Genomic DNA, 25,586 nt, shown 5'->3' with positions numbered 1-25,586 from the left:
ATCTTAAGTAAAATAATATTCTTAGAGAATATATTAATATACAGAATATTTGATTTCTAATTAATAGTTTTTTTATATAGGTTATGTATTTCTCTCTTCGGACAGGACTATGCCTCTGTAAAAGAGCGCAGGATTGACTGAAAGATCGGGGGAGAAATCATTACATCAGGCAAAGAAGTCAGGATGTTGAAAAGGAGGGGTTATCAAAGCGGAGGGAGCTGTGGAATAAGGGCAAAAAAAAACTGGCCACCGAAGTGACCAGTTTTTTAACCCGAAGGTTGCTTATTCTTGAGGTAACGCCGTATCAGGCTTCGATCGCCATACGCAGTTTTTTCATCGCGTTCTTTTCCAGCTGACGAACACGCTCTGCGGACACGCCGTACTTGTCGGCAAGCTCCTGCAAAGTCGATTTGTTATCGTCATCTAACCAGCGTGCACGAATGATATCCTGGCTGCGCTCGTCCAGACCTTCCATTGCTGAGGAAAGTTTGTCGGTCGCGTCCTGATCCCAGTTATCTTCTTCGATGGTTTCTGCGAAGTCAGAACTCTTATCTTGCAGATACAACATCGGTGCCATCGCCGCGCCGTCGCGTGGTTCGTCATCCGGCGTTGGGTCAAACGTCATGTCCTGTGCGGCCATGCGTGATTCCATTTCCAGCACATCTTTGCTGGTCACGCCCAGTTCGCGGGCCACGTGCTCCACTTCGTCGTGGCTGAACCAGCCCAGACGCTGTTTGTTTTTACGCAGGTTGAAGAACAGCTTACGCTGCGCTTTGGTGGTGGCGACTTTCACGATGCGCCAGTTACGCAGCACATATTCGTGAATTTCGGCTTTGATCCAGTGCACCGCAAAGGACACCAGACGTACACCCACTTCCGGATTAAAACGGCGAACCGCTTTCATCAGGCCGATGTTACCTTCCTGGATAAGGTCCGCCTGTGGCAAACCGTAACCTGAATAGTTGCGGGCAATGTGAGCAACAAAGCGCAGGTGAGACAGGATCAGGTGTTTAGCCGCTTCCAGGTCACCGTCGTAATGCAGCCGTTCAGCCAGTGCCCGTTCTTCCTCTGCGGTCAGCATAGGATAGGCATTGGCCGCCCGAACATAGGCTTCCAGGCTACCTTGGGGTACCAGTGCTAAAGTGCGCATTTCTTTGGTCATTCAAGCCTCTCATGTATGACGTAATGCAGGTTTTATACCACGTTGCTGCGGGATGATACCGCCCTGTTGCTGGCCTTGATTGAAACACAATCTGACCACAACAAAGCAACGCCGAGCCCTTCATATTCGCTGCTTTTCGACCACGAATTTTACAAAAAGTTCAGGGGCAGATTCAACAGTCTGAAGACTGTAAGTGACAGACTGACTATTGGATAGTGAATTTGTGCCATTGAGGGAAAGCAGGAAAGAGAATAAAGATGAGATGAAGCGGCTCTCCCCCTGAAACACAATTCTTGAGCAGCAGGGGGAGATTATAGCAAAAAAACGCTACTGTGGTGTAAATCGCCGTAAATGTTGAACCGTTGCCAGCCAGGCGGCGATCCAGCCGATCATCGCAGAAATCAGGAGCAACAGCAGGCTTTCGTCCCAGCCCAGACCGTGGAGGTCAAAGGTGGTACCGAAGACTTGCGCGACCTGCGTCACCACGCTCTCAAGGCGCAGCACCAGCACTTCCGAGAGGATCAGCGAGAGCAATGCGCCGGTAAATCCAAGCATCGCGCCACCGTTAAGGAACGGCCGCAAAATGAATCCATCGGTTGCGCCAATCAGCTTCATCACGTTGATGGTATCGCGGCGGCTGAAGATGCTCAGACGCACACTGTTACCAATGACCAGGAATACGGCAATGACCATCAGGATGCCGATCATCGCAGCAATCTGCCCGACCAGCCCCGTCAGCGCCGCCAGACGGGCAAACCAGCTGTCATCCATACGCACTTCATCCACGCCCTGCACCGCCGCTACGCGATCGCGCAGGGTGTTGAGTGTGGCGGAGTCCTGGAAATTCATTTTCGGCGTAATGATCGCCACAGCGGGCAGCGGATTTTGCTCAAGCATATCCATTGCACCGCCAAAACCTGACCAGTTACGGAACTCACCCATCGCTTCTTCGCGCGACAGATAGTTAACCTTGTCCACGCCCGCTTCGGTTTTGAGGGTTTTCACCACGTTTTCCGCGGCGTTGTCGTCCAGCGCTTTGTCGAGATACACCGTCAGCTGTGGCGTGGGATACCACTGCTCTGCCGCCGTACTGACGTTTTTCCACACCAGATAGCACACGCTCGGCAACGTCAGGGAAATGGCGATCACCATCACCGTCAGCAGCGTCGCCAAAGGCTGACGCAGCATGTCGGCCAGCGCGTTCATCCACGCATAGCGCCACTGTTCACGCCAGCCGCCCTGCAACGCCTTACTTTTGGCGGCGCGGGCGCTTTTTGCGGTTTTTGTCGGGTTTGGGCTGTTCGCCATCAGTACATTCCTCCCGACATACGCCCCTGACTCAGCGTCAGCGTGCGGTAATTACGACGGGCAATCAGACCCACGTCGTGCGTTGCCATCAGTACGGTAACGCCAACCCGGTTAAATTCTTCGAATAAACGCAAGATACCTTCCGACAGTTCGCCGTCGAGGTTACCGGTCGGTTCATCCGCCAGCAGCACCGCAGGCTTGTTGACCACCGCGCGGGCAATGCCCACACGCTGTTGTTCACCACCAGACAGCTGGATGGGCAGATTTTTGGCTTTATCCAACAACCCGACTTTATCCAGCGCTGCCGAGACGCGCCGGCGAATATCTTCGGTGCTCGCACCGGCGATAATCAGCGGCATCGCCACGTTGTCATACACCGTGCGATCCATCAGCAGATGGTGGTCCTGGAAGATCATACCAATCTGACGACGCAGGAACGGCACTTCACTGGATTTCAGGCGGCTGATGTCGTGGCCGCCAAACAAAATCTGTCCGGCGCTGGGACGCTCAATACCGCAAATCAGCTTCAGCAGGGTACTTTTACCCGCGCCAGAGTGACCGGTCAGAAATGCCATTTCCGCTTGCTGGATGTGAAAATTGACGCCCTGAAGCGCCTGTCGTCCGCCCAGATAAGCTTTACTGACCTGTTCAAAGCGAATCATCCGTATTAATCCTCTCGGGCAAAAAGTGCCTCAATAAAATCGTCTGCCTTAAACGGCCTTAAATCTTCGATACCTTCGCCGACCCCGATATAACGAATCGGAATGCTGAACTGATCGGCGATGGCGAATATCACGCCGCCTTTCGCGGTGCCGTCCAGTTTAGTCAACGTAATGCCGGTTAGCCCGACCGCTTCGTTAAACAATTTTGCCTGGCTGACGGCATTCTGGCCGGTACTGGCGTCAAGCGTCAGCATAACCTCATGCGGAGCATCTTCGTCGAGCTTCTTCATCACACGGACGATTTTCTTCAGCTCTTCCATCAGATGCGCTTTATTTTGCAGGCGGCCTGCGGTATCAGCGATCAACACGTCGACGTTACGGGCTTTGGCTGCCTGAATGGCATCAAAAATCACCGAGGCTGAATCTGCACCGGTTTGCTGAGCAATCACCGGGATCTTGTTACGCTGACCCCAGACCTGCAACTGTTCAACCGCCGCAGCGCGGAAGGTATCACCTGCGGCAAGCATCACTGATTTGCCCTGCGCCTGGAACTGACGCGCCATCTTACCGATGGTGGTGGTTTTACCCACGCCGTTCACGCCCACCATCAGAATGACATACGGGGTTTTCCCGCTGACATCCAGTGGCTGTTCCACTTTTGACAGAATTTCGGACATTTCTTCCTTCAGCTTGCCGTAAAGCGCATCCGCGTCTTTCAGCTGCTTACGGGAAGCGTGCTCGGTCAGGGAAGTGATGATTTTGCGCGTGGTTTCGACGCCAACGTCGGCGATCAGCAGCTGTTCTTCCAGCTCCTCAAACAGCTCGTCGTCGATTTTCTTACCACGGAACAGGCCGACAAAACCGGAGCCCAGATTCTGACGGGTTTTGACCAGACTGCGTTTGAGACGGGCGAAGAAGCCTTCTTTGGTCGGGCGTTCCTGCTCGGTTTCACCGGCGGGCAGCACAACGATCGGCTCCAGCGCCACAAGCGGTTCATCGTCAACCGCCACGCTGTCGTCGATGGCATCAAGAACGTCTTCGCGGGCGTCTTCTGCCATCTCGGCGGCTGACTCGACGAAGTCGTCTTCGACAATCTGCGATTCCTGCACCACCGGCTCTTCCACCACCGGCGCGGCAATGATGATCGGCTCTTCGATTTCAGCTTCAATGACGACCGGCTCAGGGACGGCGGTTTCTTCGGCCACCACCGGCTTAGCAGCAACCTGTTCGGTGATGTGAACGATGTCGTCTGCCAGTTCCTCAGCGGCGGCTAAAGGTTCAGGCTCCCTGACCTCGGGCTCAGGTTCTTTAAGAGGTTCAGGCTCGATAACCGGCTCGGGTTCAGTGACCGGCTCCGGTTCAACGGGGACGCCGGGCTCTTCGACAACCGGCAGTTCTTCGCGTGTTTCTTCTTTCTGCTGCTCTTCTTCCTGACGGCCACGGCCAAACCAGGAGAAGAAACCGCGTTTTTTGTCTTTTGCCATTTTACAACTTCACTCCTCGCCGCTAATGATTGGCGAACGGATTATTAATAGGGTTATGATCGGGCAGTCTATCACTTTCCCCTTCCGGCAACACGCCCGCGTGTTGAATTCCGCTGGTTTTTCAATCGCCAATGTTAAACATTTGCCCATTGCCCGCACACCGGTAGAATAGCCCTCCAAACGATATGCAACGAAGCCCGACGGCTTCGGATTACTGAAGTGAACTATGGCAAAGAAACCTAACACGCCCGCAGCAGGCCAGATACGCATTATTGGCGGCCTGTGGCGCGGACGCAAACTTCCGGTTCCACACAGCCCGGGGCTACGTCCGACCACCGATCGCGTGCGCGAAACGCTGTTCAACTGGCTCGCACCGGTTTTACAGGGCGCGCATTGTCTGGACTGTTTTGCAGGCAGCGGCGCACTGGGTCTGGAAGCGTTGTCACGCTATGCCGCCAGCGCCACCCTGCTCGAGTTTGAACGCCCGGTTGCACAACAGTTAGAGAAGAACCTGGCGCTGCTAAACGCCAGAGATGCGAAAGTATTCAACGTCAACACATTGAACTGGCTGGCAAAAGCCGGGAATGCCTTTGACGTGGTTTTCCTCGATCCGCCTTTTCGCAAAGGCATTCTGCAAGACACCCTGAATCTGCTTGAGCAGAATCAGTGGCTGGCCGATGAGGCCTGGATTTATGTCGAAACAGAAGCCGAGCACGACACTCTCGACGTGCCCGCCAGCTGGCGGTTACACCGTGAGAAAGTCGCCGGACAAGTTGCTTATCGCCTTTACCATCGCGATGTGACGCCTGAAACCGGCTCACCTGAACAGGAGCAGTAAGATGTTGATCAATATTGGTCGGTTGTTGATGTTATGTATCTGGGGGTTTCTGGCGTTTAACCTGATCCACCCGTTCCCGAAGCCGATCAAATATTTTCTGGATGTGGCGATTGTGTTCATGTTTTTCATGCACGGCCTGCAGGTCATGCTGCTGAAAGCCACGCAGGGCAAGGACAAAGACACCATCGGCCCGTGGCTGCAAACGCGTATTTTCCTGTTTGGCGTGTTTGAACTGATGGCATGGCAGAAAAAACAGCCACCGATGCCGGGCAAAAAGTAATGCCTGCTTTTACGGCGTGCTCTGCGCCGTAAACGCTCCCTTCCTAAACCCACGGTCACCAAACCTGCCGTTACGGGGATTTCTGATTGTCGCCGGTGCGCCCTCTCTCCTACACTGAAAGCAAGTACCGGAAAACAGGATGTGTTTTCCCGAAGGCAGACCTTGCATCGGTTTTATGTTCTGTTCTGAAAGATAAAAGGATAAACAATGAGTTGGCCATTCCTCGCTGTATTTTTCTCCGGCTGGTTGTTCGTTGATGCCAGTTACCGCGGCCTGCGCTGGCAACGCTGGGTCTTCAAACCTGTCACCCTGTTGCTGCTGCTGTTACTGGCGTGGCAGGCGCCCACGCTGAATGTTTACAGCTATCTGATCCTGCTGGGTCTGGCGGCAACGCTGGTGGCAGACGGTCTGCTGCTGCTGCCTGAAGAACGCTTTATGTACGCCATCGGGGCGTTCTTCCTGTCGCATCTGCTGTATACGCTGAGTTTCGCCAGCCAGATGACCATTACCTTCTTCTGGCCACTGCCGCTGGCGTTGCTGGTGATCGGCGCAATACTTCTTGCGGTGATCTGGACGCGACTGGCCGAACTCAAATGGGCAGTGACCACTTACATCGCCATGACGCTGCTGATGGTCTGGCTGGCAGGCGAACAGTATTTTGCGCGCAGCACCGACATGGCGTTCTCGCTGTTCTGCGGCACCGTGCTGCTTCTGCTGGGTAATATTTTCTGGCTTGTCAGCCGCTACCGCTTTAAATTCCGCGCCGCCGACGGCCTGGTCGCCGCCTGCTATTTCGGCGGACACTTCCTGATTGTCCGGTCGCTGTATCTTTAAATCCCTTCACCCGCGGAACCGTTCAGGTTCCGCGAGTTAAATACTTCTTGACCTTAGAGCTGACTCCAACGTTTAGACTGGGTGTAATTCCACTCGGTTTGAAACCGGAGGCTCTATGATCCCCCTTAAAAGAACGAACATGTGTCAGTGCGGTTGCCAGGGCAAACATACCCCGGCGTTGCATATCACTAAAATCAGCACCCTTTCCCCTGCGGGCACTTCCCCTGCCGGATGTTGCAGTGAAAGCGCCCCGCTGGCGGCCTCTGCCGGCAGCTGCTGCACGCCTAAAACAGCGGAACACGCACACTGTTCTGACGACAGCGGCACGGAAAGTTCGCCGGGTGAAGATGATCCCAGCGCGCCTCTTCCGGGTAACCAGCAATACAGCTGGCGCGTCGAAGGCATGGACTGCCCGGCCTGTGCACGCAAAATTGAAAATGCCGTTTCCGGCCTGAAGGGCGTCAGCCATGCGAAAGTGCTGTTTGCCACCGAAAAACTGGTGATTGACGCCAGCCACGACATCTCGCAAAACGTGCTGCAAGCCGTCACCGGCGCAGGGTTCACCCTGCAATCTTTGGATAAAAGCCGGAATCCTCCCGCGCAGGACGTCTCATGGCTGAAAGAATATCTGCCGCTGCTGGCGCTTTCGGCGCTGATGCTGCTGAGCTGGATACTCGACAGCGTCAATCCTCAGGCCGGTGAAATTGCGTTTATCGCCACCACGCTGGTCGGCCTGTGGCCGGTGCTGCGTCAGGCGATTCGCCAGACCCGCGCCGGATCGCCGTTTGCCATAGAAACCCTGATGAGCATTGCGGCACTGGGCGCGCTGTTTATTGGCGCGACCGCCGAAGCCGCCATGGTGCTGCTGTTGTTTATGGTCGGCGAACGCCTCGAGTCATTTGCCGCCAGCCGTGCGCGCAGCGGCGTAAAAGCGCTGATGGCGCTGATACCCGATACCGCCGTTCGCGTGACTGAGGGCAAAACGGAATCCGTACCGGTCGCCAGCCTGCGTCCCGGCGATATGATTGAAATCGCCGCAGGCGGACGTCTGCCTGCCGATGCGGTGCTGCACAGCGCGGCCAGTTTTGATGAAAGCGCCCTGACCGGCGAGTCCGTGCCCGTCGAACGTCAGCCCGGCGAGAAAGTCCCGGCGGGCAGCCTGTGCGTTGATCGTCTGGCCCGCCTGGAAGTGGCTTCCGCCCCCGGCAACAGCGCCATTGACCGCATTCTGCAACTTATCGAAGAAGCCGATGAGCGACGCGCGCCGATCGAGCGCTTCCTCGATACCTTCAGCCGCTATTACACACCGGTCATTATGCTGATGTCGCTGCTGGTCATCATCATTCCACCGCTGGCGATGGGGCTTTCCTGGGATACGTGGATTTATCGCGGCCTGACGTTACTGCTGATTGGCTGCCCTTGTGCGCTGGTGATTTCAACACCGGCGGCGATCACCTCCGGGCTGGCTGCGGCGACGCGTCAGGGTGCGCTGATCAAAGGCGGTGCTGCGCTTGAGCAGCTGGCTCTGATCGAAACCGTGGCGCTGGATAAAACCGGTACGCTGACCGAAGGTAAACCGGAAGTGACCCATGTGCAGGTGCTTAACGGCGCCAGCGAAGGCGAAGTGTTAAGCCTCGCGGCGGCGGTGGAAGAAGGCTCCCACCACCCGCTGGCGCAGGCGATTTTAGCGCGTGCGCGAGAACACAATCCGTTGCCGATAACCGCTCAGGACCGCCGTGCGCTGGCGGGTTCCGGTGTGGAAGGCGTTGTCTCAGGCAGAAGGATCCAGGTACTGGCTCCTGTGCGTGTGGCGTCAGGCGTGCTGAGTACGGACGCCACCGCGCAAATTGCGGGCTGGGAATCTGAAGGTAAAACCGTGGTAGTGGTGATGCAGGACGCACAGGCGATCGGTCTGGTGGCGATGCAGGACCGGCTGCGGGAAGATGCTGTTGAGGCGCTGCGCGATCTGCAGGCGCTCGGGGTTTCTGCGGTAATGCTGACCGGCGACAACCCGCGCGCGGCGAAAACTATCGCTGACCGGCTGGGTATCGAATTCCGGGCGGGCCTGCTGCCGGCAGATAAAGTCTCGGCGGTGACCGCGCTGAATGCCGTTAAACCGGTAGCGATGGTCGGTGACGGGATTAACGATGCGCCGGCGATGAAAGCCGCCACTATCGGTATTGCCATGGGCAGCGGCACTGACGTGGCACTGGAAACCGCCGATGCCGCGCTGACGCACAATCGTCTGAGCGGGCTGGCACAGATGATCAGCCTGTCACGCGCCACACGGGCCAATATCCGTCAGAACATCACCATTGCGCTGGGGCTGAAAGCGATATTCCTGGTCACCACCATTATGGGGCTGACCGGATTGTGGCTGGCGGTGCTGGCGGATTCCGGCGCAACGGCACTTGTCACGGCTAACGCCTTACGGCTGTTGCGCAATAAATCACGTTAAGGATGTCGGGCTGGGTTCGGCCTACAGCCCTTTACACAGCAGATAGCGGTATGGCAGGTTTTCGGTATCGGACGCCAGCAACCTGTGCTCCATAAAGCGGCAGAAACCCGGAATATCGCGGGTGGTTGCCGGATCATCGGCGACGATCAGTAGGGTTTCGCCGTCTTTCATGGTACGTATCGCTTTGCGAACCATCATTACAGGTTCCGGGCAACGCAGGCCCAGCGCATCAAGCTGATGGTCCGGGTTGATAAAGGGATCGTTCATTTCGTTTCTCAACATCTGGGTGCAGGAATGCGCGGTTGTCTGGCAAAGGCGAACAGTTTAACCCGCAGAATTTCTGGTGCAACTCACGCGGCTCATTGCGCTAAAATTAACCGTTGGATCTGTTGCGCAAACGGTGCGCAAACAGGTACTATGCGCGCCGCACCGAATTATCGGCGCGAAAAGTCACAATATTCTTGGGTTCCCTCACCCCAATTCACTAAAAAGGTCACATCTATGTACTCTTTTACTGCTCAGCAGCGGTTTTCCGCGCTGATATGGCTTTCGCTATTCCACATCGCCATCATCACCTCCAGTAACTATCTGGTTCAGTTGCCCGTCTCCATTTTTGGTTTCCACACCACCTGGGGCGCGTTCACCTTTCCGTTTATTTTTCTGGCCACCGATCTGACCGTCCGTATTTTTGGTGCTCCGCTGGCGCGGCGAATTATTCTGTCGGTGATGGTGCCGGCACTGGCGATCTCCTACGTGATTTCCGCGCTGTTCTTTGAAGCGCAATGGCAGGGTGCACAAGCGCTCAGCAGCCTGAATATCATGGTCGCGCGCATCGCCACCGCCAGTTTTATGGCGTATGTGCTGGGGCAAATTCTCGACGTTCACGTGTTTAACCGCCTGCGCCAGAACCGCCGCTGGTGGATAGCGCCGGTCGCCTCGATGTTCCTCGGCAACATCAGCGATACGCTGTCGTTTTTCTTTATCGCCTTCTACAAAAGCAGCGATGCGTTTATGGCCCAGCATTGGGTGGAAATCGCGATGGTGGATTACACGTTCAAAGTGCTGATCTGTCTGGTGTTCTTCCTGCCGATGTACGGCATGCTGCTGAACATGCTGCTCAGGCGTTTGTCCGCACAGGGAAATCACAACCACCCGGCCCTGCGCGCGCACTGAAAATTCGCGGGGGCAAATGGCCCCCCGCTCACCTCGCTAAAAACAAAAATCGCGCCATAATCTGACTTGCATTTGTGGCGTGAATAGGTTGCCATAAGGCCGTTAAATCAACATCTCAGCCTGATAAACAGGTCACTTAAGGAAGCCCGATGCGTAACTTCGCTAAAATGATGGGAATGGCAGTACTGATCGCCGGTCTGGCTGCGTGTGACGGGAAGTCCACTGATGCACCGGATGCCAATAAAGCCGCCGCCGCCGCCGCGACAACCGCGCCAGTCAGCCTGCTGGATGGGAAAGTGACTTTCTCCCTGCCGCAGGGAATGAGCGACCAGAGCGGTAAGCTGGGCACGCAGGCAAACAACATGCACGTGTATGCTGACAGCACCGGTCAGAAAGCGGTGATTGTGATCCTCGGCGATAACACCACCGAATCGCTGGAAGTGCTGACTGCCCGTTTGCAGGATCAGCAAAAAGCCCGTGATACCAACTTGCAGGTCGTGACCAACAAATCGATTCAGGTTAACGGACAGACCATGCAGCAGTACGACAGCGTCATCACCTCGGCCGGTCAGAAAGCCTATTCTTCTATCGTGCTGGGTAAAGTGGACAGCCATTTGCTGACGCTGCAAATTACCCTGCCAGCCGACAATCAGCAGCAGGCGCAGGCTGATGCAGAAGCCATTATCAATACGCTGAAAGTGCAGTAAATTCAGGGTCAGTGACACCCTCAGGCGGAGCTCAGGCTCCGCTTTTTTTTATCTTCCTCAGCCACTTTGCTTCCCCGCACGCTCCTCCGTAATAAAAATGTAACAATTCTGTCATAACTCACAGTTCGTTTGCGCGCAAACCGCTAACATGATGTTCGTTTTAGAACACACTTGCTCATGACGAGTCTGACCTGATTTATGCCATCGGAGGCATGTATGCTCAGTATTTTCAAACCCGCACCACACAAAGCTCCCGTGGATGAAAACCACGTCGACCCGCTTTATCGCCGTCTCCGCTGGCAGATTTTCATGGGGATTTTCTTTGGTTACGCCGCCTATTATCTGGTGCGCAAAAACTTCGCACTGGCTATGCCGTACCTTATCGATCAGGGCTTCTCCCGTGGCGATCTCGGTTTTGCGTTATCCGGTATTTCTATTGCGTACGGCATCTCAAAATTCATTATGGGGTCGGTATCAGACCGCTCGAATCCGCGCGTGTTTCTGCCCGCCGGTTTGATTCTGGCTGCGGCTGTGATGCTGTTTATGGGCTTCGTGCCGTGGGCAACCTCAAGCATTGCCATCATGTTTGTTTTGCTGTTCCTGTGTGGCTGGTTCCAGGGAATGGGCTGGCCGCCGTGCGGACGCACCATGGTTCACTGGTGGTCACAGAAAGAACGCGGCGGCGTGGTATCGGTATGGAACTGCGCACATAACGTCGGCGGCGGTATTCCTCCGCTGCTGTTCCTGCTCGGGATGGCATGGTTTAACGACTGGCACGCAGCGCTGTACATGCCTGCCTTCGGCGCGATCCTGCTGGCCGTATTTGCCTTCATGACCATGCGCGATACCCCGCAGTCCTGCGGTTTGCCGCCGATTGAAGAGTACAAAAACGACTATCCGCCGGACTACGTGAAAGAATCCGCTGAGCAGGAACTGACCGCGAAACAGATTTTCATGCAGTACATTTTGCCGAACAAACTGCTGTGGTATATCGCGCTGGCAAACGTATTTGTTTACCTGCTGCGCTACGGCATCCTCGACTGGTCACCGACTTACCTGAAAGAAGTGAAGCATTTCGCGCTGGATAAATCCTCGTGGGCATACTTCCTGTATGAATATGCGGGCATCCCGGGGACGCTGCTGTGCGGCTGGATGTCGGACAAAGTCTTCAAGGGGAATCGCGGCGCAACCGGCGTGTTCTTTATGGTGCTGGTGACCATCGCCACCGTCGTGTACTGGCTGAACCCGGTCGGCAATCCGGGCATTGATATGGCCTGCATGATCACCATCGGCTTCCTGATTTATGGCCCGGTGATGCTGATTGGTTTACACGCGCTGGAGCTGGCACCGAAAAAAGCAGCGGGCACCGCGGCAGGTTTCACCGGTCTGTTTGGCTATCTCGGCGGCTCGGTCGCCGCCAGTGCGATTGTCGGTTACACCGTGGATTACTTCGGCTGGGACGGCGGCTTTATCGTGATGATCGCCGGTTGTGTGCTGGCCGTGCTGCTGCTGGTTCTGACCATGCTCAGTGAAAACAAACACAAAGCGCAGCTGGCTAAAAGTGCCTGATTGAGGATCACCGGCAGCCAAAAGGCACCCCTGGGTGCCTTTTGGTTTTCTACGCCATGTCCTGTGGGATCCGCTTTCCCTGTGCATCAAACAGTAAAATACTGGCGGCATTAAACCCAAACCTGAGGGCGGTATGGCGGGGAAACGAAAGCTGTTTCGACGATTTCATCTTCAGGGCGTGCTCACCAAATGTTGCGTACACCAGCGTCGAATCTCCCTGAAGTTCCGTAAAATCGACCACAACGTCAAACGCATGATCCGTCGCTTCCTCCAGGCGTAACAGCTCGGGGCGGATGGCGAGCGACACCCTTTGTCCGTCCTGCGCCGCCGGGAATTTATCCCCCAGCGCAAACAGCGGCTGCCCGTTAACCCAAAGCTGGCGGCCAACGACCTGCGCCGGGATCACATTGATTTTCGGCGTACCAATAAAACCGGCAACGAAAAGGCTGGCGGGATGGTTATAAAGCTCAACCGGCGTGCCGATTTGCTCAATATTGCCCTGATTAAGCACCACAATCCTGTCCGCCAGCGTCATCGCCTCGACCTGATCGTGGGTCACGTAAATCATGGTATTTTTCAGGCGGCTATGCAGCTGACTGATTTCCTGTCGCATCTGTACGCGCAGCGCAGCGTCAAGATTCGACAACGGCTCATCAAACAAAAACACTTTCGGCTGCTGGACAATAGAGCGGCCAATCGCCACGCGCTGACGTTGTCCCCCGGAAAGATGCTGCGGTAACCGGTCAAGCATCTCGTCGAGACGTAAAATCAGCGCAGCCTCCTGAATGCGTCGCGCGATTTCTTCCGGCGGCGTGCGGATATTCTTCAGGCCAAAAGCCAGATTCTGCCTGACGGTCATGTGCGGATAGAGTGCGTAGGACTGAAATACCATCGACAGTCCGCGTTTTCCGGCAGGCAACCCGGTGACGTCGGTTTCCCCGATGCAGACAGTGCCGGCGCTGAGCTGATCCAGCCCGGCAATCAGGCGCAGCAACGTCGATTTCCCGCAGCCTGAGGGGCCGACCAGCACCAGAAATTCACCGGAACGGATCTCCAGCGACAAATCGGCAATGACGGTGATTTTGTCATAATACTTTTTGATATTCTTGAGCGTTAAGCCTGACATAACGTTGTCCTTTCAAACCAAAGGGAGCGCGATACGAGGAATTACTCCCCTGCCAGCGCCAGCAGTGCCCGGGTACTTTCGGCAAGTAATGCCGTGGAGTGACGGGTTTCAACATTGAGGCGTAAAAGCGGTTCCGTATTGGAAGCGCGCAAATTAAACCGCCACCGTTCGAATTCCATACTCAGCCCGTCAACGACGCTGACCGTCACGGCCTGGCTGGCATAATGCTCACGCACACGGCGGATGGCTTCTGCGGGCTGGCTGACGGTGAGATTTATCTCGCCGGATACCGGGAAAAGCGCTTTACGGGCGGCAATCAGACCGGACATTTTCTGGCCGGATTTGCTGAGATGTTGCAACATCAGCAAGGCGGGGATCATTCCGCTGTCGCAATAGCCAAAATCGCGGAAATAGTGGTGCGCGCTCATCTCGCCGCCGTAGATGGCGTTTTCGCTGCGCATTCTTTCCTTCATAAAGGCATGGCCGGTTTTTGTTTCCACGGCGATACCCTGACGCTCAGCGACAATGTCGCGGGTATTCCAGATCAGGCGGGGATCGTGAATGATCTTCTCGCCGGGCGAGTGTTGCAGAAACTGCGCCGCCAGCATGCCGACGATGTAATAGGCTTCAACGTAGTCCCCCTGCTCATCAAAAATGAAGCAGCGATCAAAATCGCCATCCCATGCAATACCGATATCCGCCTGATGCAGGCGTATGGCAGCCTGAGTCGCGTGGCGGTTTTCAGGCAGCATAGGATTCGGAATACCGTGGGGGAAGGCGCCGTCCGGCTCATGGTGAATTTTAATCAGGGTCAGCGGGATGTTGCGCGCCTGGAAGGCCTGCTCCAGCGCATCCAGCGTCGGACCTGCTGCGCCGTTGCCGGCATTCACCACCACACGCAGGGGGCGCCCAAAAGGCAACGTTAAATAACTGAGCAGGTGATCAAGATACGCGCTGCGGTTTGAACATTGCTGATAAAAACCGGCCTGCGCTGTGCCAGAGAAATGATGATTTTCGGCCAGAGCCTTAATCTCATGCAAACCGTTATCGCTGCTGACCGGCCTGGCATCCCGGCCAACCAGTTTCATGCCGTTATAATTGGCCGGATTATGACTGGCCGTGATCTGGATGCCGCCATCCGCCCGAAAATAGCGGGTGGCAAAATAAACCTCTTCACTGCCGGTCATACCGATATCGATCACGCCGACGCCCTGATCGCGCAGCCCGCACGCGACGGCCAGTTTGAGAGACTGCGAGGTCAGGCGAATATCATGGCCGAGCACCACCCGTTCAGGGTGATAAAAATGGGCAAAGGCGCAACCGATGCGGTAAGCAATATCCTCGTTAAATTCGGCGCCAAGAATGCCGCGTATATCGTAAGCGGTAAAACAGGTTAATAAGGCCATATTTCATCCTGAAAACAGACATAATTACTTTCGTCTTTATGGCCCCGCCGTATATCAGGTAGAGCCACGTATAATTAACGTAAATTCAAGATCGTGGTGAATGTTTTTCTTTCCCTCCAGCAACAGAGTGGCGGCAATCTCTCCTTTTTTAACCGGATCCTGCGCCACGGTAGTGAGCGCAATCTCATTATCTGACCGGGGAATATTATCGAAACCGGTAATAGCGATGTCTTGCGGAATACGTAACCCGGCGTTACGGCAATACTTAATTGCGCCCAGCGCAAAACGATCTGACAGGCAAATCAACGCCGTTATCTTCGGATTATTCTTTAGCAATGTCTCTGCGGCCATTTCTCCAGATTCTTCATGGTGGGCGGTTTCACAAAGAAAACATTTATCCAGATTAATATTCCGGCTCAGAAACTTATCCACACAGGATTTCACCCGGGTGATCATGACGTCATTATCCCCGGTTATCTCTTCACTTAAGGGATTAACGCCCTTGCGCCCCTGCAATGAAGGGAAAGAAATAATCCCAAATTCGCGGTGGCCTTTTTCAAGCAGATGCTGGCAAACCTCCTGCATCGCCTTGTAATTATCAATGGAAACGCTGCTGTGCGGCGGAATTTTAAAATCGGTCGTCACTACAGGCAGATTCTTCGACAACGCCTTGGCGATAATGTGATCGTTATTGTGCGTGGCATTCAGAATATAACCATCCACCGCCGTATTGATCACACCGGCCAGCGCTCCCTGGCCGTTATGCAACGGAATCAATATGATACTGACCCCTTCCCGGTCGCATTTTGCGGCAATTCCCTGCATCAACTGTACGTCATGGCTGTCCGTAAACACATAACTGAGCGTGTCATTAAAAATAATCCCCATGGCATCCGACCTGCCGGTGCGCAATGCGCGCCCGATATTGTCAGGTCCGTAAAAGTTAACAGAATGCGCATAATCTATTATTCTTTTTCTTAATGATTCTGATAACTTCCCCGGATGATTAAATGCATTAGATACCGTGGTGTGCGTGACACCTAATTCTTCGGCAATTGACTTCAATGTTATCTTGCGCAGTTTAAAAACTCCAAAACGCTTTTAATAATGGAACAGAGCCCGGCTCAACCCTATCAATTCGACAATATATACTCACAGAAAAAGTACTTTTGCAACGGACAATGCCAATAAAGTTTAACGTTAAACAAAATCATTTATGTGACCGCTATAACGTTTATTTATTGAATGTCCATGCTAGCGTTTAAATAGAAATCCATCCATAAAATAATAATATGAATACTCTGCAAGTATAATTGTGGATTATTAATTACAACCTAATGGAAACAGGAAATAAATAATGAAAACAATGAAACTGGCTGCGTTTGCGGCTATGGCGTTATTGTTATCAGGTTGCGGGCCTGAAGAGAAAAATCAGCAGAGTATAAAAATGTGGGTTGCGCCCAATGTCACTCAGGAAGTGTATTGGGGAGAAATTGTCAAAGAATGGAACAGTAATCCGGCAAATAGAAAAGTGGAATTCACGCCTATTCCCGCGGCGGGAAGTTCCGAAGAAGCGATTATGAATGCGTTGGCATCCGGTACTGAACCGGATATTTCCACCAATATTTTTATCGGCTTCGCAAGACAGTTAACTGAACTTAAACAGCTCAATGATTATTCCAAAATGCCGGGGTTTCAGGCGCTCGTCGAAACCCGTCACATGGGCAACGCAATGGCTTCGTGGAAGTTCGACGGGCAGCAAAACGTCATTCCAATTTATATCAGCCCGATAGTCTACTGGTGGAGAAGCGACCTTCTGGCTGACTATGGCTTCGATCACGTACCGGTCACTTATGACGAGATTTACACGCTGTCGGAAAGGATGACGCAGAGCCACAAAGGCTACAGCCTGCAAATCACCAGCGGCAAAAACTGGTGGGATCGCTGGTTCGATTTTGTCCCGTTGTATTACGCCGCCTCACAGGGCAGCCCTTACATCCAGAACAACAAAGCCACCTTTAATAACGATGCGGGCCTGCAGACCCTCACTTTCATCAACAAAATGTTCGCTAATAAATGGACCAGCTACGACTTCACCGCCTCTGACGACCCGCTGGCGGCAGGTACCGTGCTCGGCGCCGTGCGCGGACCATGGGATATCGATCGCTATCAGAAACAATTCCCTGAGGTGCTAAAAACCATCCGTATCGGCCAGATGCCGACACTGACCGGCGACGCTGAGGCGGCCACCATGGCTGACAGCAAAGGGATGGTGATGTTCAGCACCTCGAAGGTCCAGCCCGATGCCTGGAAGTTTATTCAATGGGTTTACAGCAATCCGAAAAATGACCTGCGCTGGCTGGAGCTGACCGGGATGCCGCCGGCGCGTGAAGATCTGCAAAGTCATCCTGTCTTTAAAAGCTACCTGCAACAGCATGAGTTAGTGAACGCTATTGCCTCCTTCGTGCCGAAAGCGGTTCCTCCGGCACCGATCACGAAAACGGTCGAAGTCCAGCGGACAATGACCCAGATGATTGAAAAGTTAGTGTTTAAAAACAACCCGATCCCCGAGGTCATTCAGGCGTCTTCCCAAGAGATCGACAACACGCTGGGGCAGTAAAGCGATGATCAAAATGAAAGAGTCATCACTCGGAGGCCTTTTGGCCTCCGGTTACCTGGGATATTCGCTGGTATTCTGGTTTTATCCTTTTATCTGGCTGGCCGTGCTGAGTTTTACTGACTGGAAATTTATTGGCACACCGTCGTTCAACGGCGTAAAAAACATTATTGCCGTTATGCAGAACCCTTTATTCTGGACGTCAATTTTTAATGTCTTTAAGTTTCTCCTTTATTATCTGCCGATAGTGTTTATCTCCTCATTATTATTCGCGTTCGGATTGCGGAAAATTAAATATGGTAAAGCTTTCGTCGCACTGAGTTTTTTACTGGCGAATGTTTCTTCCGGCGTCGCGTATTCTATTGTTTTTTCCAAACTGTTTAGCGAAACCGGACCGGTTAACCATTTCCTGATGTCGTGGTTTGGCATAAATGTGCCGTGGTTTACCCACCCCGACGTGGCAATGTTATCCATCGCGCTCATTGTGACCTGGAAGTTCGTGGGCTATTACGGCCTTATTTTTTACTCCGGGCTTATCACCATCCCGAAAGATATTTATGACGCCGCCGAGCTCGACCGTACGTCCGGCGCTGGAAAAATATGGCATATCACACTTCCTCTGATGAATGCGCAGATCGTGATGGTACTGGTGTTAGCCATTACCGTGGCGTTCAGTATTTTCACCGAGCCTTATCTCATCACCGGCGGCGGTCCGCTGGAGAGCACCACCACGCCGATGGTGGTGATGTACGAAGCCGCATTCCGGCAGATGCAACCCAGCTGGGCGGCCACCATGTCCATCATTGTCGCCCTGTTCAGTTTCTCTTTGATCTGGGTCGTGCGCCGGTGTCTGGAAAAGAAAATCGAGATCGTATGATGAGGACAACCCTGTGGAAACGTTAAATACAGCACTTGCCATAACGCATCGCCAAAAAATAAATATCCGTTCTGTGGTGATCCACCTGTTAATGTTTGCTCTGGCATTAACCTGGTTATATCCCTATTTATGGATGTTGATCGGATCGTTTAAGAAGACATCTGACATTTATACCACAGCACTTTTTTCCGGCCATCTGTCTCTGGATAATTATGCCTTTCTTTTCGATGGTACAAATAAATCGGAAAAACCGTTTCTGCGCACCTTATTTAACTCTGTATTCATCACGCTGACCATTACGATCTGCGTCACATTAACCTCCTCTTTCATTGGTTATGCACTGGCAAAAATGGAATTCAGAGGACGGGATATTTTTAAAAACCTGCTGATTCTGCAAATGGTGTTTCCCGTATTCATGTTTATCATTCCCCACTTTGTATTAATCCGTCAGCTGGGCATGATGAATTCCTACGGCGCACTTATTTTGCCTTTCGTAATGAATGGCTGGGGGATATTTATGATATCCCAGAGTTTTAAAGGCACACCCAATGACTATATTCATGCCGCGAGATTAGATCACGCCAGCCTGATAAAAATTCTGCTCCACGTCATGCTGCCGCTCAACAAATCTATTCTGGCTATCGTCGCGATTTTTACGTTTACCAGCGCCTGGGACAATTTCCTCTGGCCGCTGATTGTCATGCAGGACGTCAACAAAATGCCGCTTTCCGTTCTGCTGGCAACATTCAGTAAGTCGTATGGCATTTACGTCGGGCCGGTGCTGGCGGGGTCAGTGGTGCAAACCCTGCCGATCGTGGTGTTGTTTATTCTCTTCAGGAAGCATTTCCTGGAAGGGATGTCGCTTTCACTTAAATAGCAGGCATGAAGGATGAATAACCTGAAGACATGGCAGGACCGGGTATTTTATCAGGTGTATTTGCCGTCGTTTTGCGACGGCAATGCGGACGGATTGGGCGATTTTCAGGGTCTGATTTCAAAGATCGATTATCTGGCGGATCTGGGCATCGGCGGCATCTGGGTCACGCCGTTCTATCCCTCTCCGCTGGTGGATAATGGCTACGACATCAGCGATCACTGCGCCGTTGACCCGCGCTTTGGCACACTGGCCCTGTTCGATGCGCTTATTTCCGCCTGCCATCAGCGTGATATTTTGCTGGTGATCGACGTGGTGATCAATCACGTCTCCGATCAGCATCCGTGGTTCCAGGCGGCGCTCAGTCACCCCGACAGCCCGTTTCGCGACTTCTTTTTCTTTCGTGAAAAAATCAATAACTGGACCTCGTTCTTCGGCGGTCCGGCCTGGACGCAGGAACCCGGCGGAACCGCCAGTTACTACCATAAATTCTCGCCCCAGCAGGTTTGCCTGAACTGGTCGAATCCTGCCGTTGAGCATGAAATCAAAAAAATCTTCGATTTTTGGATCGCGCGCGGCGTCGATGGCTTCCGTTTTGACGTCATTAATTTTCTCACCACCGACGGCATCGGTGAAGACCATCCGCCCGCCGCACCGGGTGCAGAGCCGCCCCACGACAAGGATATCAATCAGCCCGGCGTGCTGAATGTGGTGAGAAAACTCTGCCAGCACATCCGCGAACAGGGTGAGTTTTTACTGATTGGTGAAGTGGGCAGTGACCTGTTACCGGTGATGGCACCTTATCAGGGGCCAAAACTGCTGGACGTGGTATTCAATTTTAACCTCGGCAGCCAGAAACGCTTCGATATCGCAGCGATCTTCGCCGAAATGAAAGCGATGGAAGCGACACTTTCCGGATTACCGACGCTCTTTTTCTCCAGCCACGATATGTCACGCATGATCAGCCGTTTTGGCGAATCACACCGCGATATTTCGCGCGCCGTGGCCGTTTTCGCCCTGCAAATGACCGCCAGCGGCCTGCCTTTTATCTATCAGGGTGAAGAAATCGGCATGACCGATTTCATCCCGCAGAGCGTGCAGCAAATGCGGGACATTCAGGGCATCACGCAATATCAGGCCGCAATTTCACGGGGCATGGACGAGAAGCAAGCGCTCACTTACGCATTACCCTTCTGCCGCGATGCCTCCCGTTTGCCCGTCCCCTGGACGCCTGCGGATGCCGGTGAGGGACAAATTAACGTTCAAACTGAGAGTAAGCACTCACCATCAATTCTGAATACCTATAAGAAGCTGATTAAATTGAGAAATTCTCATCTCTCTCTTCAGCGTGGCCGCTATGAGTACCTCACACTGTTTAAACAATGCCTGATATTTCGCCGCTTTCTGGCCGGGGAATGTCTGGAAGTGATGATCAATTTTGGCGCGCCGGTCGTCAACGTAGGCTGCGGCGATGGCAACCCCGTCTTATTCGGCACGGATGCACCGCTGCTGGAAAAAAACGCTATTCTTATCAAGAAGGTAAACCATGAAAATGATCCGAAGTGATAAAAACCCGCTGTTAACCCCCGCCGATGTGGTGCCGTCTCAGCCCGGCTGGAAAGTGGATTGCGTGTTTAACGCGGGCGTCTGTGCGTATCAGGGGGAAACCCTGCTGCTGCTTCGCGTGGCGGAAAGCGTGATATCGACCGACGCCAACTGCCTGGAAGTGCCGCTGTTGCTGAATCAGCACAACGTCTGGCAGGCAGGCACCAAACGTTTTTACCGAGATGACCTGGATTATGATTTCAGCGACCCAAGAATGATTGCGCTGAAGGCTGACCCTTCGGTGATCTGGCTGACCTCCATGTCGCATCTGCGTCTGGCGCGCAGTACGAACGGCGAAGATTTTGTGGTGGATGCTCAGCCATTTTTGACCGCCGATACGCAATACGAACAGTTTGGCTGCGAAGACCCGCGCATTACGCTGATCGACGGCATTTTTTACATCAACTATTCGGCCATTTCGCCTTACGGCATTTCCACCGCGCTGGCCACCACCCCTGATTTTGTGACCGTGGAAAAAAAGGGCGTGATTTTCTGCCCGGACAACCGTGATGTCTGTTTCTTCCCGGAAAAAATCAACGGCAAATATCAGGCGCTGACCCGCCCTTCGCCGAAACATTTCGGAAAGCCTGAGATCTGGATGTGTGAGTCTCCGGACATGCTGCACTGGGGCAATCACCGGCATTTATTGGGCAGCGCGTCCGGCGACTGGGATGCGCTGAAACTGGGCGGCGGCGCACCGCTTATCAAAACGGAGCGCGGCTGGTTGCAGATTTACCACGGGGTAGACAAAGATCAGCGTTATTGCCTCGGCGCGATGCTGCTCGACCTGAATAATCCGTTCAACATCCTCGCCAAATCCTCCGTACCCCTCTTACAGCCGGAAGCCATTTACGAAAAAGAGGGATTTTTTGGCAACGTCGTCTTTACCTGCGGCGCGCTGCTGGAACGGGACGTGCTGAAAATCTACTACGGCGCAGCCGATGAATGTATTGCGCTGGCGACCATGCCGCTCGATGCGTTATGGGCGCATCTCGGAATGACGCAGTGAACACGATTGACGCTTTATTGCGGCAATTTCATGACCTGAAATTGCCGCTGCCCGCCGGAGAAAAAATTCGATTTTCCGGTGTGGGTAACCATGATGTCTATAACCTGACCGCACCGTTTCGCTGCGGCGACCTTATGGTCATTGCCGCACGCGTCGAACCAAGACACTCCGAATTATCGCAGATCCGTTTTTTCGAATTTGATGGCTTCCGTCAGTGCACATTACTGCCGGACGCGCCGGTCTTCGCCTTACAGGATCCGTTTTTCACCTGTATCAACGGGGAGTTTATCTTTGGCGGAGTCTGCGTTGAAGCCGATGAAGACACCGGTGAAATTCTGCGCTGGAAAACCCTGCTTTACCGTGGCGCGGATATCTATTCCCTGCGCCTGTTTTTCATCGGGCCGGAGGGCATGAAAGACATCCGTCCGGTGGGTTTACCGGATGGAAAAGTGTTGCTGTTTACCCGCCCGCAGGGGGAAACCGGCGGGCGGGGCACCATCGGTTATATCCTGCTGGATTCGCCCGACGATCTGACCCTGCACAACGTGGCGCAGGCGACGTTATTACACGGGCAGGTGAGTGCCGAAGAATGGTGTGGCGTGAATGCCGCTTACGTTCTTGAGGAGCATCGCGTTGGTGTGCTGGCCCATGTCGCCCGTTTTGATGCGCAAGGGCACCGGCACTATTACGCCTGTTCGTTTATTTTCAACAGCCAGACGCACCACTGTTCAGCCCTGAAAATCATCGCTGAACGCAGCCAGTTCAAACCCGGAGCAACCAAACGCGCCGCTCTGGAAGACGTCATTTTTCCCGGCGGTCTGTGCTTCTCGGCTTCGTCCGCGCCCCGCTTATATTGCGGTACCAGCGATTGTGAAGCGCAATGGACAGAGATTGATGACCCTTTCAGATGACAGGCATGCAGAGAAGTGCCCCGGACAGGGCATAAAGCCTTGTCCGGGGGTGACGCGGATCAGATATCTTCAGACAAATACATCTTGCGCAGGTAATGCGGTACGGCGTCGTCGGCGTTGGAACCGATGATTTCTGCGTCCGGCATGGCGGCTTTCAGACGCGGCAATGAACCGCTCATCAGGCAGCCTTTACCGGCCATTGTCAGCATTTCAAGGTCATTCAGACCATCACCAAAGGCGATGCAGTCTTTCAGCGTATAACCCATCAGTTTTGATACGTACTCCAGCGCATGACCTTTCGAGACGCCGCCCGCCATCACTTCCAGGCAAACCGGCAGTGAGAAGCTGACGTTAACGCGATCGCCCCAGCGTGCGTTGATCGCCTCTTCGAGCGGCAGCAATTTCTCGTGATCTTCACAGGTGAAATACACTTTGCAGATGCCGTCAGTTTCCAGCAGGCCCGGTTCATAGAGCTTGTATTTGAACACTGATTCGCGGAAGAAATCGTCCTGGTCGGCACGGTCGCGGTTCATGTACCAGTCGTCATTGCGATAGACGTTGGTCAGAATATCCGGGTTGTTGTGCATGATACCGAACAGATCTCTGGCGATGTCTTCATCCAGATTGTGCGAAAAAATCAGATCGCCGTCGGTGTTGTGCACGCGCGCACCGTTGGATGTGATCATGTACGCGCTGATGTCGAGATTGTCGCGCATCTGCGCCACATCGATATGGTGACGCCCGGTGGCGAACACGAAGTGCACGTCGCGCTGGGTCAGCAATTTCAGCGTCTCTTTCGCGAACGGGCTCAGGGTATGGTCAGGTGATAGCAGTGTGCCATCTAAATCGGAAGCAACAACATGGTACATAGCGTAGGTTCTAACCTCTGATGGAGTTGTGCGCGGCGAACCGCGGATTAATGCTGTCGCGCAAAAAAGCGCATGATAGCGTCCAGCGCCTGTGCCCGAAGGTCGTCCCGCTCGAACAGGATCTCATGGCGCGCGCCTTCAATGACCAGCGGTTTGTCCCCTTCACAAGGGTGACCCGCCACGGCCATGGCCTGACAAAAAGCAAGGTGCGACCGGTTATCGACCACGCGGTCTTCGCTTGCCTGCAATAAAAGGACCGGGGTGGTGATTTTTTCCGCTTCTTTCAGGATATGCATCCCGGCGTCAATGCCTTCACGCACCCAGTGATAGGTCGGCCCGCCGACCTGCAGTTCCGGATAATCCGCGTAATAACGCAGATTACGACGATAACGCTCGCGGCTGTGGGTCAGGCGATTCACCACAAACGGCAGCGGACGCCAGTGGCCGGTACCGAGCGCATAGCCGTCGCGGCGCACCGGACGGTTTTCCGCCCAGTTGAGGATCCGGCGGGATATCCAGCCCGGCATCGGCAAATAGATGCCGGTCATCGGTGCAAGCAGTGCCGCCGCGTCAAAACTTTGCGGATTTTTCGCCAGATAAAGCGCCAGGATCGCGCCGCCCATGGAGTGTGCCAGTGCGAACTTTTTCGCATACTGACGTGGGGCAATCTCCCGCTGATAAAAGCGTTCGAAATCTTCAACATAATCGTCAAAGTGCTGAACGTGGCCGCAATGCGGATCGTCCAGCATGCGGCCGGAACGCCCCTGCCCGCGATGATCCACAATCATCACATCGTAACCACAGTGGAATAAATCGTAGGCGACTTCGGGGTATTTTACGTAACTTTCGATACGCCCCGGTGACACCATAATGACTTTATCATGATCGGGAGAGCAGAACCGGACGTAGCGGATCGGGACATCGTCAACGCCGTTAAACTCACCTTCCTCACGCTGCCGCCAGAAATCGAGCAACGGCCCGGTAGCAAAGGCGGAAAACTCCTTTTCACGTGTTAACCACCTTGCGTAATTCGCAGACATTCAGTTGATCCAAAATTGTTAGGCAGAGAGGAGAAAAGTGTTATTTGTGAGCTATAGCGCAAAGACAGACAATGGCGTATTGTGCCACAAAACAACATAAAACGTATTCAGGGAGTCTCGCAATGACACTGGACTGGTGGTTAACCTACCTGCTCACTACTTCTATCTTAAGTCTTTCTCCGGGTTCCGGTGCCATCAATACAATGAGCACGGGCATCAGCCATGGCTATCGTGGCGCCGTGGCGTCAATCGCCGGTTTACAGCTGGGATTATCGATCCACATCGTGCTGGTCGGTGTCGGGCTGGGCGCGCTGATCTCATCCTCGCTGCTGGCCTTTGAGTTTCTCAAATGGTTTGGTGCAGCCTACTTAATCTGGCTCGGCATCTGCCAGTGGCGCTCTGCCGGGGCGATTGACCTGAACGCCCTCGCCAGCAGCATGCCGCGCCGCCGTTTATTCAAACGCGCCATTCTGGTGAACCTCACTAACCCCAAAAGCATAGTGTTTCTTGCCGCATTATTCCCACAGTTTATCATTCCTCACCAGCCGCAGGCTGCGCAATACGTGGTACTCGGCGTCACTACGGTCGTGGTCGATATCATTGTGATGATTGGTTACGCCACGCTGGCAACGCGTATTGCCGGTTGGGTTAAAGCGCCGAAACAAATGCAGTTGCTGAACCGCATTTTCGGCTCGCTGTTTATGCTGGTGGGGGTTTTGCTGGCGAGTGCCCGCAAGGTGTAAGTGTTAAGAATACAAAAAGGGTCCGGTGGTAAGC

Annotated in this window: 24 protein-coding genes; 14 read left to right on the top strand and 10 right to left on the bottom strand. The window is 53.8% G+C overall.

The window, feature by feature from the left end:
- Window positions 1-304: 304 nt before the first annotated feature.
- The 4 genes from rpoH to ftsY form a co-directional block, all read right to left on the bottom strand.
- The gene (gene rpoH, locus J1779_RS05120) at window positions 305-1,162 is read right to left on the bottom strand and encodes an RNA polymerase sigma factor RpoH (RefSeq protein ID WP_122096533.1); all 858 of its coding nucleotides are present in this window, start codon (window positions 1,160-1,162) and stop codon (window positions 305-307) included.
- Window positions 1,163-1,489: 327 nt separating this feature from the next.
- The gene (gene ftsX, locus J1779_RS05115; protein WP_122096532.1) at window positions 1,490-2,470 is read right to left on the bottom strand and encodes a permease-like cell division protein FtsX; all 981 of its coding nucleotides are present in this window, start codon (window positions 2,468-2,470) and stop codon (window positions 1,490-1,492) included.
- Window positions 2,470-3,132 (bottom strand): cell division ATP-binding protein FtsE, encoded by a 663-nt coding sequence (gene ftsE, locus J1779_RS05110; RefSeq protein WP_056772179.1) that lies wholly within the window; start codon window positions 3,130-3,132, stop codon window positions 2,470-2,472. The genes ftsX and ftsE overlap by 1 nt, the downstream gene beginning before the upstream one ends.
- Before the next feature lie 5 nt (window positions 3,133-3,137).
- A complete protein-coding gene (ftsY, locus tag J1779_RS05105) occupies window positions 3,138-4,616 on the bottom strand; it encodes a signal recognition particle-docking protein FtsY (protein ID WP_217203019.1) in 1,479 nt (492 codons plus the stop codon).
- 226 nt (window positions 4,617-4,842) lie between these two features.
- Here ftsY and rsmD point away from each other — a divergent pair, with 226 nt between their 5' ends.
- The 4 genes from rsmD to J1779_RS05085 all read left to right on the top strand — a co-directional run bounded on the left by rsmD (window position 4,843) and on the right by J1779_RS05085 (window position 9,026).
- A complete protein-coding gene (rsmD, locus tag J1779_RS05100) occupies window positions 4,843-5,454 on the top strand; it encodes a 16S rRNA (guanine(966)-N(2))-methyltransferase (RefSeq protein WP_217203018.1) in 612 nt (203 codons plus the stop codon).
- 1 nt (window position 5,455) lies between these two features.
- Window positions 5,456-5,734 carry a DUF1145 family protein gene (locus J1779_RS05095; RefSeq protein ID WP_056772188.1) on the top strand — a complete coding sequence of 93 codons (279 nt, stop codon included), beginning with the start codon at window positions 5,456-5,458 and terminating at the stop codon, window positions 5,732-5,734.
- Between the two features lie 207 nt (window positions 5,735-5,941).
- Window positions 5,942-6,568: a lysoplasmalogenase gene (locus J1779_RS05090; protein ID WP_056772191.1), complete on the top strand. Its 627-nt coding sequence runs from the start codon at window positions 5,942-5,944 to the stop codon at window positions 6,566-6,568.
- A 115-nt stretch (window positions 6,569-6,683) separates the two neighbouring features.
- Window positions 6,684-9,026, top strand: a complete 2,343-nt coding sequence (locus J1779_RS05085; RefSeq protein ID WP_217203017.1) for a zinc/cadmium/mercury/lead-transporting ATPase — start codon at window positions 6,684-6,686, stop codon at window positions 9,024-9,026.
- Between the two features lie 21 nt (window positions 9,027-9,047).
- Here J1779_RS05085 and tusA read toward each other — a convergent pair whose 3' ends face one another.
- Window positions 9,048-9,293 carry a sulfurtransferase TusA gene (gene tusA, locus J1779_RS05080; RefSeq protein WP_217203016.1) on the bottom strand — a complete coding sequence of 82 codons (246 nt, stop codon included), beginning with the start codon at window positions 9,291-9,293 and terminating at the stop codon, window positions 9,048-9,050.
- 234 nt (window positions 9,294-9,527) lie between these two features.
- Between tusA and J1779_RS05075 the strand changes: the two genes are divergently transcribed.
- From J1779_RS05075 to glpT, 3 genes are all read left to right on the top strand, one after another.
- On the top strand, window positions 9,528-10,199 hold the full coding sequence (locus J1779_RS05075) for a 7-cyano-7-deazaguanine/7-aminomethyl-7-deazaguanine transporter (RefSeq protein ID WP_056772202.1): 672 nt from the start codon (window positions 9,528-9,530) through the stop codon (window positions 10,197-10,199).
- Window positions 10,200-10,348: 149 nt separating this feature from the next.
- Window positions 10,349-10,906 (top strand): DcrB family lipoprotein, encoded by a 558-nt coding sequence (locus J1779_RS05070; protein WP_056772204.1) that lies wholly within the window; start codon window positions 10,349-10,351, stop codon window positions 10,904-10,906.
- A gap of 216 nt (window positions 10,907-11,122) precedes the next feature.
- Window positions 11,123-12,475 (top strand): glycerol-3-phosphate transporter, encoded by a 1,353-nt coding sequence (gene glpT / locus J1779_RS05065; RefSeq protein WP_056772207.1) that lies wholly within the window; start codon window positions 11,123-11,125, stop codon window positions 12,473-12,475.
- 49 nt (window positions 12,476-12,524) lie between these two features.
- On the opposite strand, the gene J1779_RS05060 is transcribed toward glpT, so the two are convergent.
- From J1779_RS05060 to J1779_RS05050, 3 genes are read right to left on the bottom strand one after another with little or no spacing between them, the layout of a single operon-like run.
- The gene (locus tag J1779_RS05060) at window positions 12,525-13,601 is read right to left on the bottom strand and encodes an ABC transporter ATP-binding protein (RefSeq protein ID WP_217203015.1); all 1,077 of its coding nucleotides are present in this window, start codon (window positions 13,599-13,601) and stop codon (window positions 12,525-12,527) included.
- Between the two features lie 41 nt (window positions 13,602-13,642).
- A complete protein-coding gene (locus J1779_RS05055) occupies window positions 13,643-15,007 on the bottom strand; it encodes a phosphohexomutase domain-containing protein (protein ID WP_217203014.1) in 1,365 nt (454 codons plus the stop codon).
- A 54-nt stretch (window positions 15,008-15,061) separates the two neighbouring features.
- Window positions 15,062-16,078, bottom strand: a complete 1,017-nt coding sequence (locus J1779_RS05050) for a LacI family DNA-binding transcriptional regulator (RefSeq protein ID WP_420804202.1) — start codon at window positions 16,076-16,078, stop codon at window positions 15,062-15,064.
- A 286-nt stretch (window positions 16,079-16,364) separates the two neighbouring features.
- On the opposite strand from J1779_RS05050, the gene J1779_RS05045 reads away from it, so the two are divergent.
- The 6 genes from J1779_RS05045 (at window position 16,365) to J1779_RS05020 (ending at window position 22,900) form a co-directional block, all read left to right on the top strand.
- Window positions 16,365-17,627, top strand: a complete 1,263-nt coding sequence (locus J1779_RS05045) for an ABC transporter substrate-binding protein (protein WP_217203013.1) — start codon at window positions 16,365-16,367, stop codon at window positions 17,625-17,627.
- A 4-nt stretch (window positions 17,628-17,631) separates the two neighbouring features.
- Window positions 17,632-18,501, top strand: coding sequence for a carbohydrate ABC transporter permease (locus J1779_RS05040; protein WP_217203012.1), 870 nt, complete (start codon window positions 17,632-17,634; stop codon window positions 18,499-18,501).
- A 91-nt stretch (window positions 18,502-18,592) separates the two neighbouring features.
- Window positions 18,593-19,378 carry a carbohydrate ABC transporter permease gene (locus J1779_RS05035; protein ID WP_217203023.1) on the top strand — a complete coding sequence of 262 codons (786 nt, stop codon included), beginning with the start codon at window positions 18,593-18,595 and terminating at the stop codon, window positions 19,376-19,378.
- Window positions 19,379-19,390: 12 nt separating this feature from the next.
- On the top strand, window positions 19,391-20,941 hold the full coding sequence (locus tag J1779_RS05030; RefSeq protein ID WP_217203011.1) for an alpha-amylase family glycosyl hydrolase: 1,551 nt from the start codon (window positions 19,391-19,393) through the stop codon (window positions 20,939-20,941).
- Window positions 20,928-21,989 carry a glycoside hydrolase family 130 protein gene (locus J1779_RS05025; protein ID WP_217203022.1) on the top strand — a complete coding sequence of 354 codons (1,062 nt, stop codon included), beginning with the start codon at window positions 20,928-20,930 and terminating at the stop codon, window positions 21,987-21,989. Before J1779_RS05030 ends, J1779_RS05025 begins: the two co-directional genes overlap by 14 nt.
- Window positions 21,986-22,900, top strand: a complete 915-nt coding sequence (locus J1779_RS05020; RefSeq protein ID WP_338019850.1) for a DUF1861 family protein — start codon at window positions 21,986-21,988, stop codon at window positions 22,898-22,900. Before J1779_RS05025 ends, J1779_RS05020 begins: the two co-directional genes overlap by 4 nt.
- 59 nt (window positions 22,901-22,959) lie before the next feature.
- Here the strand turns inward: J1779_RS05020 and yigL are convergent, their stop codons facing one another.
- Both yigL and pldB read right to left on the bottom strand, forming a co-directional pair.
- Window positions 22,960-23,769 (bottom strand): sugar/pyridoxal phosphate phosphatase YigL, encoded by an 810-nt coding sequence (gene yigL / locus J1779_RS05015; RefSeq protein ID WP_183850366.1) that lies wholly within the window; start codon window positions 23,767-23,769, stop codon window positions 22,960-22,962.
- Window positions 23,770-23,816: 47 nt separating this feature from the next.
- Window positions 23,817-24,809, bottom strand: a complete 993-nt coding sequence (gene pldB, locus J1779_RS05010) for a lysophospholipase L2 (protein ID WP_056772234.1) — start codon at window positions 24,807-24,809, stop codon at window positions 23,817-23,819.
- A gap of 122 nt (window positions 24,810-24,931) precedes the next feature.
- On the opposite strand from pldB, the gene rhtB reads away from it, so the two are divergent.
- On the top strand, window positions 24,932-25,552 hold the full coding sequence (gene rhtB / locus J1779_RS05005) for a homoserine/homoserine lactone efflux protein (protein ID WP_056772238.1): 621 nt from the start codon (window positions 24,932-24,934) through the stop codon (window positions 25,550-25,552).
- Window positions 25,553-25,586: the final 34 nt, after the last annotated feature.

This window comes from Rahnella rivi (genome assembly GCF_019049655.1).
In the GTDB taxonomy this organism is placed as follows: domain Bacteria; phylum Pseudomonadota; class Gammaproteobacteria; order Enterobacterales; family Enterobacteriaceae; genus Rahnella; species Rahnella rivi.
The sequence above is the reverse complement of the archived record's forward strand: the minus strand, read 5'-3'. Positions and strand labels throughout refer to the sequence as shown.